Annotated in this window: 8 protein-coding genes; 6 read left to right on the top strand and 2 right to left on the bottom strand. The window is 36.6% G+C overall.

What is annotated here, in order from left to right:
* On the bottom strand, positions 1-1,846 hold a 1,846-nt coding region (locus B2X72_RS06555), incomplete at its 3' end, for an ABC-F family ATP-binding cassette domain-containing protein (protein ID WP_286848706.1).
* Between the two features lie 349 nt (positions 1,847-2,195).
* Positions 2,196-2,582, bottom strand: a complete 387-nt coding sequence (gene apaG / locus B2X72_RS06550; RefSeq protein WP_046673176.1) for a Co2+/Mg2+ efflux protein ApaG — start codon at positions 2,580-2,582, stop codon at positions 2,196-2,198.
* Positions 2,583-2,731: 149 nt separating this feature from the next.
* On the opposite strand from apaG, the gene B2X72_RS06545 reads away from it, so the two are divergent.
* The 6 genes from B2X72_RS06545 to B2X72_RS06520 form a co-directional block, all read left to right on the top strand.
* Positions 2,732-3,442 (top strand): SAM-dependent methyltransferase, encoded by a 711-nt coding sequence (locus B2X72_RS06545; RefSeq protein ID WP_145328255.1) that lies wholly within the window; start codon positions 2,732-2,734, stop codon positions 3,440-3,442.
* A gap of 204 nt (positions 3,443-3,646) precedes the next feature.
* Entirely contained in the window at positions 3,647-4,402 is a 756-nt protein-coding gene (locus B2X72_RS06540) for an alpha/beta hydrolase (RefSeq protein ID WP_286848703.1), read from the top strand.
* Positions 4,403-4,424: 22 nt separating this feature from the next.
* Entirely contained in the window at positions 4,425-4,910 is a 486-nt protein-coding gene (locus B2X72_RS06535) for a hypothetical protein (RefSeq protein ID WP_145328257.1), read from the top strand.
* Positions 4,900-6,000: a Nif3-like dinuclear metal center hexameric protein gene (locus tag B2X72_RS06530; protein ID WP_145328258.1), complete on the top strand. Its 1,101-nt coding sequence runs from the start codon at positions 4,900-4,902 to the stop codon at positions 5,998-6,000. Before B2X72_RS06535 ends, B2X72_RS06530 begins: the two co-directional genes overlap by 11 nt.
* On the top strand, positions 6,000-6,752 hold the full coding sequence (locus B2X72_RS06525; RefSeq protein WP_046673181.1) for a zinc ribbon domain-containing protein: 753 nt from the start codon (positions 6,000-6,002) through the stop codon (positions 6,750-6,752). Before B2X72_RS06530 ends, B2X72_RS06525 begins: the two co-directional genes overlap by 1 nt.
* A 142-nt stretch (positions 6,753-6,894) precedes the next feature.
* A partial coding sequence (locus tag B2X72_RS06520) for a S41 family peptidase (RefSeq protein WP_286848700.1) occupies positions 6,895-9,577 on the top strand: 2,683 nt, incomplete at its 3' end.

Raw genomic sequence — 9,577 nt, 5'->3', positions numbered from 1 at the left:
ATAACCATCTTTCGGATTTATCGTCTATCTGTTTTTGGATAGATTGAATTTCTTCCGCTAAGGAAGAAAGTTTTAGATGATCTGTTACCTGGTTTAGTTCCTCCGTTTTTAATGCTACTTGTGTTTCCAGTTTCTCGATTTCTTCTTCTAGTTTGTTATATTCCAATTGTTCCTTGTACGAGAGTTTTTTCTTTTCCTCTTTTACAATTGGCTTTACCTGTTCTTGGCTTATCCTTTTTTGTTTTTCCTTTTCTAATTTTTGAATTTCTTCCTGTTCAAGTTTAAAGTCGGCATAATTTCCATTGTATATCTGCACGATCCCCTTTCCTTCAAAAATGAAAAGTTGATCCGTCAATTTATCTAATAGATACCTGTCGTGTGATACTAATATGAGTACTCCTTTGTAGTTGTCAAGAAAATCTTCCAGCACGTTTAATGTATCAATGTCCAAATCATTGGATGGTTCATCCAGGATTAAGAAATTTGGATTCTTCATTAAAACACGCATTAATTGAAGTCTTTTTTTCTCCCCTCCACTTAATTTGTTAACGAAACCAAATTGTTTTTCAGGAGGAAATAAAAAGTGGGTTAGCAGCTGTGAAGCTGTGATTACTTCCCCATTTGCCATTTCAATATAGTCTGCTATATTTTTTACAACATCTAATACTCGATCGTTTTCATTTACTTCCAAACCTCCCTGTTTATAGTAGCCATATACTGTGGTTTCCCCTACTGCTATAGACCCTGTATCAGGTTTTTCTTCTCCCGTGATTAAATTAAGAAAGGTTGATTTTCCAGTACCATTTTTTCCAGCTAGACCAATACGATCACCTTTTTTAAAGGTGTATGAAAAATCATGTATGATTTCCTTTGCTCCATAACGTTTGGCAACATGTTCTAGTTCGAGTATTTTTGAACCCTGTCTGCTTACTTTTACACTGAGTTGTACCGAGTCGTTTCCTTTAATTGCTTTAGATTTTTCTTCCAAGTCATAGTATGCTTCAATACGTGATTTGGATTTGGTACCACGTGCCTGTGGTTGACGACGCATCCACTCCAATTCACGGCGAAGTAGATTTCTGCTTTTCTCAACCATAACCGCATCAATAGTTTCGCGTTCGGACTTCTTTTCTAGAAAATAAGAATAGTTACCTTTATAGGTAAAGAGATTGCCCCTATCCAGCTCTCGAATCTCAGTACAGATATTATCCAAGAAGTAGCGATCGTGCGTTACTAAAAGAACGGTTTTGCTACCTGTTGTTAGTAGTTTTTCTAGCCATTCAATAGTCTCTATATCCAAATGGTTGGTGGGTTCATCTAATATATAAATATCCGGATCGTCTATCAAAAGCTTGGCTAGCGCAAGGCGTTTTCGTTGGCCTCCTGATAAACTTTTGATATCTTGATGGAAATCCATAATGTTTAAACGATTAAGAATCGTCTTAATATTATGTTCATACTCCCAGGCATTCAATGAACTTATTTTTTCTGTAAGATCTTCTAATTTTTTCTGATCGATATCAGTTTCCAATAACAGCTCCTCGTACTCACGGATAAGACGTTGTTGATCGTTGTCTGTACTATAAATAAAATCGTTGATTGATTTTAATCCTGTGAAATCAGGATCCTGTTCTAAGAAACCAATTTTTATACCTTTTTCTTTTACAACTTTTCCTGAGGTTGGTAAGATTCGCTCTGCTAAAATAGCGAGTAAGGTTGATTTACCTGTGCCATTGATTCCGACCAAGGCCACACGTTCTCCCTTCTGGAGACCGAAATGTAAATCTTTAAAAAGCCATCGATCATGGAAGGAATGGCTTACTTGTTCTGTAGCTAAAATACTCACGTTATATCACCCTAAATTATATTCAGTCAATTTACACGCCAAAACACTACCAGGAGGTTTCTTCTCTAGGTAGTTTATATCGTGTTGATAATCAATACTTTATTTATATATCTATTGATTATCAGTTATTTATATATTGAATCAATAATCGTTTTGATTGTTGACTAATTTAATCTATCGGGTGGCATACGATCAAATGCTAGCATTTACCATCGGGTAAAATTAGTATATCCCGAGGTTGGCATGTTCATTTGGAATGCTCGCAAAAATAAAGAAATAGTTTCTTATTCGATGCGAAAAAAGCATCGTTATTTGATTAATTGGCAATAATGATACTGCCTTGATAAAATTAATTCAATGCGTAATCAGCTATCAGATTGAAACGTGGTATTTCAACTTGAAAGCTGCCGTTGTCCAGTGTTCGGATCATATTGTAATATCCTTCCATGAATCCGAATTCGCTATTGAGATTGCAACCTGAGGTATACTGATGAGTCTGGCCAGGTTCTATAATAGGTTGTTCGCCTACTACCCCTTCTCCAGATACCTCCCTATAGTCTCCTTTTGCGTCAAAGATTTTCCAATAGCGACTTATCAATTGAACCGTGTAATCGCTGAGATTTTCTATGCTGATATGATAAGCAAACATGAAATGTTCACGGTCCGGATTCGAATACTCTGATTGATAGATGGTTTCAACCGAGATTTTTACGCCTTCTGTAATTTGTGTGATCATTTGAATGATGTTTATTGTTGCAATGAATATTTACGCTAAAATACTAATAATGAGTTTAAAAATCGAAATTATAATCATTTTAAAAGGTTAAATAATGCTAAGTTTAAAATTAGTATAGCCAAATGGACCTTAATTAGTAGGTTTGTATTATGGCAAATGGTATCTTATATTTAATTCCTGTTCCATTGAGTGATGACGCAGCTTTCCAATCGTTTACTGCATATTTAGTGGAAACAATCAATTCATTGGACGAGTATATTGTAGAAAATGAAAAAACGGCTCGTAAGTTTTTAAAACTTGCAGGTTTAAAGATTCCGCAGAGCGAACTAAAAATTCATGATTATGGAAAACATGCGCGGGATAAGGGAAATATAAACGACTTTTTGGGAGGCTTGAAACAGGGCAAAAATGTTGGTTTAATGTCTGAGGCAGGATGTCCTGGTGTTGCTGACCCTGGAGCTTCTATTGTAGCACGGGCACATCAATTGGGTATTAAAGTAGTTCCTCTTGTTGGACCAAGCTCTATTTTACTAGCGCTTATGGCTTCTGGATTTAGCGGTCAGAAATTTGCTTTTCATGGGTATTTACCTATCGATAAAATTGATCGAGCTAAGGAAATTAAAGATCTCGAACAACAATCAGCACGCGAAAAGCAGACTCAGATTTTTATTGAAACTCCATTTAGAAATAATCAGCTTTTGGCTGATCTACTAAAAATATGTAAACCTTCCAGCTTACTCTGTGTTGCATCAAATGTAACTGCAGCCGATGAAAATATCCAAAGTTTGACGATTGGTGAGTGGAGAAAACGATCGTATGATTATCATAAAAAGCCTACTATTTTTTTACTTTATGCATGATGTTTTTATAGCTCCCCCCTACCCTATCTTCCTTGATGAAGTTTAGTTGAGAAGCTAAAAGCTGTTTTTATTCGATTGAATCATGTTTTATTAAAGTGAGTGAGTAGTCACATCTAATTTTTAAATAAAAATGTAAACTGGCTTATCTATACAGTTTCTGAACAGATTTTGTGAAGTGTCGAGGATGTTTTAATATATAACACAATGAATTACTGTAAATTACTGTTTATTATATTTTTCTTTTCATTAGTTGGATTCGGTAAAGATGTTTCTGCGCAGTCTTCTACGTATGTGATCGTCCATGGAGCTTGGGGTGGTGCTTGGCAGTTTAAAAATACTGCAGTTAAGTTAGCGAAGAAAGGAAATGCGGTTTACCGCCCTACACTAACAGGCTTGGGCGAGCGTTATCATTTAGCAGATACCTCTATTCGATTGCAAACTCACGTTAATGATGTTGTGAATACGATCCTGTTTGAGGATCTTCATGATATTATACTGGTGGGACATAGTTATGGTGGTATGGTAATTACGGCTGTGGCCGACAGTCTTCCGGATAGAATACGTAAATTGGTTTACTTGGATGCTATACTTCCGGAGGATCAACAATCTGTAATAAACTTAATGGGGAAATCTACTGCAGCAAATGGACTGCTAAGATTAGAAAAGGATGGTTATATTTTTCCTTTCTGGGTGAAGGACGTTAAGAGGTTTCCTAGAGATGTCCCCCACCCGCTAAAAACAATGACAGATAAGATTAATTTAAAAAATCCGAAACGACTTAAGATCCCAAGTACATACATTTTGACTTATATGGATGATACAGCAATTGAAGAAGATGATTTTTACCCGTTTTATAAGAAGGCTAAAACCATGGGTTTTAAAACAATTGAATTTGTTGGAGATCATAATCCACAAATAAAAAAGTTGAAAGAATTAGTAGATTTGTTGGAACAGGAATAATAAATAAGCAATAAATAGTTCAATGACGCAAGAGGAATTAATAAAAGAGTTAAGTAAGCCTGAAGTAATTTATACCGCTATGGGTATTGTGGCTATACGTATTATTGTATGGCTTTTATTTGCAAATACAATTCGAAAGACCTTAAAATTGGTAGCCAAAGAAAATAGATTAATGACGCCTAATCAATCTTGGTTAGTTGCCATTCCGCTGGTTAATATTTATTGGAATTTTCAGGTTGCGTCGCGTCTAAGGGATTCTTTGATCAATGAATTTTATGATCGAAAAATAGCTGTGGAAGAAAATCCTACGTTTAAGAAAGGATCGCTATATGCATGGATTTACTTGGCCACAAATATTCCACTCCCGCTTTCCATTTCCGGTGTACTGATCATTATGCATTTTGTGACATTGGCTAATTATTGGTTTGACATTAACGCGAATAGAAGAATTTTAGAAGAACATAATAAATTTAGAGAAAAGGAGGTAATTGTAGACCATGAAAATTAAAGAAGTCATTGATTATTTGGAGCAATTGGCTCCTTTAGATTTGCAGGAGTCTTATGATAATGCTGGGCTTATTGTGGGCGATGCCAATAGAGAGATTACAAAAGTGCTCATTTCTTTGGACTGCACTGAAGCTGTTGTAAAAGAGGCCATTGATAAAGGATGTAATTTAATTATTTCGCATCATCCTATTGTGTTCAAGGGCCTAAAAAAATTTAATGGAAAAAATTATGTGGAGCGTACGGTTATTAAAGCAATTGAACATAAAGTTGCATTATATGCCATTCATACAAATCTCGACAATGTTACCGGTGGAGTGAATACGAAAATTGCCGATAAATTGGGATTAGAAAATCAGGCTATACTGGAATCTAAAACAGATGTATTGCGAAAAATGGTCGCTTTTGTACCAAGGAGTCACGTTGAAGATGTCCGACAGGCATTGTTTGATGCGGGTGCAGGTAAAATCGGAAAGCACTATGATCAATGTAGTTTTAATACGGCAGGTTATGGTAGTTTTAGACCTTTAAAAGGGGCCGATCCTACCATTGGAGAGATTGATGTTCAAGAGCGTGTAGAGGAAACACGAATTGAGGTTATCTACCTGAAATCTAATGAAAGGAAGTTACTTTTAGCACTCTATGAAGCTCATCCCTATGAGGAAGTAGCTTATGATTTGTTTGATATTCAAAATACGGCCACTGAAATTGGTGCTGGAATGATTGGAAATTTGGCTGAACCAATGGCTGAATTGGAATTTTTAGCTTATCTTAAGGACAAACTGAGGTTGAATGTCATTCGTCATACAGCCTTATTAGATAAAAAAGTTAGTCGTGTAGCTGTCTGTGGTGGCTCGGGTGGATTTTTACTTGGTGCAGCCAAACGTTCTGGCGCTGATTTTTTTGTTACAGCAGACTATAAATATCATGAATTTTTTGATGCTGAAGGTGAAATAGTGATTGCAGATACGGGACATTTTGAGAGCGAACAATTTACGCAAGAATTATTGTACGACATTATTACGAAAAAATTTCCTAACTTTGCAACCTTAACAACAGAAATAGATACAAATCCTATAAAATACTACAGTTGATGGAACAAACCGTAGAACAAAAATTGAAAGCATTATGGCTTTTACAAGCCATACATACTAAAATAGACAAAATTCGCCAAGTTCGTGGTGAATTGCCTATGGAAGTTGCAGATCTTGAAGATGAGATTGCGGGTTTAGAAACTCGTATTGAGAAGATCAGAATAGACTTAGACGATTTAGAAGATTCGATCGTTAAGCGTAAAAACATGATTAAGGATGCCCAAGCTGCTATCAAAAAATATGAGTCGCAGTTAAATGAGGTAAAAAATAATCGTGAATACGACGCTATTTCGAAAGAAATCGAAATTCAAGGTCTTGAGATTCAGGTTTGTGAAAAAAGAATTAAAGAAGCAGAATTCGAAATTCGCAACAAGACAGAAAACTACGATACTACTGTAGGTAATCTTGAGTATAGCAAAAACGAGCTTGAGGGAAAAAAGAAAGAATTGGAAACAATTACTTCTGAAACTCAAAAGGAAGAAGATGCATTATTGGCTAAAGCTGCTGAGGCCGAGGCTAATATCGAAGAACGCTTAGTAAAGGTATATTACCGTTTACGTAACTCGTTCAAAAACGGACTTGCTGTTGTTTCGATTGATCGCGATAGCTGTTCAGGATGTCATAATAAGATTCCTGCTCAAATGCAATCAGAAATACGTCAACGTAAGAAAATCATCATTTGTGAGCACTGTGGTCGCGTTTTGGTCGATGAAGGAATTGTGTTAGAAATCGAACAAGAATACGGTTTCTAATCTTCAATAGCTAAAGAAAAGTCCTGCTGAAAGCGGGACTTTTTTTTTGTCATATTTTTTATGCAACTTTGTGGATATACTAACTAGGTCCACTTTACAAAAGTGTAGTTTTGTGTGTGGTAAATTTAACCTTTAAACGTTTATGAATAAAACTCATTTCAAGCTATTTGCTGCCTTTTTGCTCGGGACATCCTTTCTGCAAACAAAAGCGCAAGAAACCCTATTACTTCGAAACCCAAGTATCAGCGCCAACAATATCGCTTTTGTGTATGGTGGAGATATTTGGATTGCCGACAAAAACGGAGCTAATCCGAGACGCCTTACAACAAATCCAGGGGTGGAACAGAATCCAATGTTTTCTCCAGACGGCAAGAAAGTAGCATTCACAGGAAATTATGATGGAAATACAGACGTATATGTAATCCCTGTAACGGGTGGAGAGCCAAAACGTATCACTTATCATCCCTCTTCGGACGTATTGCGCGGATGGCTCAATAATGATGAAGTATATTATACTACATCTCGTGATTTCACCTATGCTTTAAGTCCACGATTATACAGTTCCAATATTCAAATGTCGGGAATGGACAAGGCGCTCATTATGCCTGAGGCTACTCAGGGAAGCCCTTCTGCCGATGGTCGTTATTGGGCTTACATCAAGAATACTGACCCTACTGAAAGAGATCGAGTAGCCTTTAAGCGTTACCGGGGTGGTGGTATGCCAACCATTTGGATCTTTGATACCAAAACAAAAGAAATCGAGACTATTCCGAATGTTAAAAGTAATGATGTTAAGCCATTATGGTTGGGAACGAAGGTTTATTTCCTATCTGACCGCGATAAAATTGTCAATATTTTTAGCTACGACACCAAAACTAAAAAGGTTGAAAAACTAACAGATTTCAAAGATTATGATGTACGTTCCTTGAATGGGAATGGTAACGACTTGATTTTTGAATATGCTGGAGTATTGAATACACTGAATCTAAACGGAAATAAAATTACTCCTTTGCACATCACTGTGAATACAGATGTCATGTACAAAAGACCTTATTATAAAGATATCAAGGACGATATACGTTATGCTACATTATCTCCTACGGGGCAGCGAGCGTTATTTGAAGCACGTGGGGAGATCTTTACGGTACCAAAGGAAAAAGGAGAAGCTCGAAATTTATCTAATTCACCAGGTTCGCATGAACGTTTTCCAGATTGGTCTCCTAATGGTAAATGGGTTTCATATATCTCAGATAAAAATGGATCCTATCAGTTGGTACTGATGGATCAGTTCGGAAAAGATCAGCCCTTATACTTTAATTTAGGGGAAACCAATTTCTATTTTGAACCTACTTGGTCACCAGATTCAAAGAAGCTTTTTTACAATGATGCGCATCTTAATCTGTATTATATTGATATTGCTTCCAAGACTGTTGTCAAAGTTGCCGACGACAAATTAAGTGGTCAAACCGGGCGTGTATCCAATCATTTCCAACCAAGTTGGTCTCCAGATTCAAAATGGATATCCTTTATACGTACACTGGAAAACGGTGCACCTGCTGTGTTCATGTATAACTTAGATACAAAGAAAACTCAGCAAATTACGGATGGTATGAGCTCTGCCCGCAGTACTGCATTTTCGCAAGATGGTAAATATTTATTTTTTACGGCGAGTACAAATACAGGTTTAACAAATTCTGGTTTACATATGTCCGCTGTACAGCGTAACGTAGATTATGCAGTCTATGCTTTTATCCTGTCGAGCAAAACACCATCATTCTTTAAAAACGATAGTGATGATGAGCAAATCCGTGAAGATAAAGCTGATAAAAAGGAAGAGGGAGAGAATAATAAAAAAGAACGTGTAAAAGAGAATGATAAAAAAGCTCCGAAAAAGGATAAGAAGGAAGAGTCAGTTGCAAGCAAGCCGGTTGACAAATCTATTAAGGTGGACTTTGATCGTATAGAGAATCGAATTGTTGCCCTCCCTTTGCCAGCCGGTCCTTACTGGAATTTAAATGGTTTGGTTCCGAATCAATTGACTTATCAACGTGGAGGAACAATCGGTGCATATGATTTTAAGGATCTTGAAAATAAAACTTTAGTGGAGAATGCACGTAGTTTTGTTATTAGTGCTGATGGTAAAAAAATGTTATATCAAACGGGAAATGGGTTCAATATTGTAACAGCTGGGCAAAAAGTAGCCTCTCCTACTGCAGGAGAAGTCAAGTTAGGTGGAATTCAGCAATTGGTGGATCCCGCAGCCGAATGGAAACAGGTATTCAATGAAGTTTGGTCAATGCAAAAAGACTATTTCTATGTAGAAAATATGCATGGTGCTGACTGGAAAGCGATGAAAACCAAATATGAAAAATTCTTACCTTTTGTAAACCATCGTTCTGATCTTGGTTATTTATTGAACGAAATGATGGGAGAAATGGTCGTGGGACACAATTATATCTATCCAGGAGATCAACCTTCCACGCCATCAGTTTCAGTTGGTGTGTTGGGAGCAGATTATACGCTAAAGAATGGTTATTATCAGATCGCCAAATTGTTTACGCGTCTTGAATGGAATCCATCGTTCAAAGCCCCATTGGCTGAACCGGGATTAAACATAAAAGAAGGAGATTATATTGTTGCAGTTAATGGTACTGAATTGACTGAAGATAAGGATATTTATAGTCTATTCGACAACACTGTTGGTAAACAAGTTACGTTGAAGGTCAATTCAAAACCTTCTTTGGTAGGCGCACGAGAAGTAATCGTTAAACCGATCTCGTTTAGTGATGAAATGAACTTGCGTAACATGGAATGGGTCGAAAGGA

The sequence above is a fragment of the Sphingobacterium sp. UBA7253 genome (genome assembly GCF_002472745.1).
Lineage (GTDB): Bacteria > Bacteroidota > Bacteroidia > Sphingobacteriales > Sphingobacteriaceae > Sphingobacterium > Sphingobacterium siyangense.
Note: the sequence above shows the minus strand (reverse complement) of the source record. Positions and strands in the feature narration are given on the sequence as shown.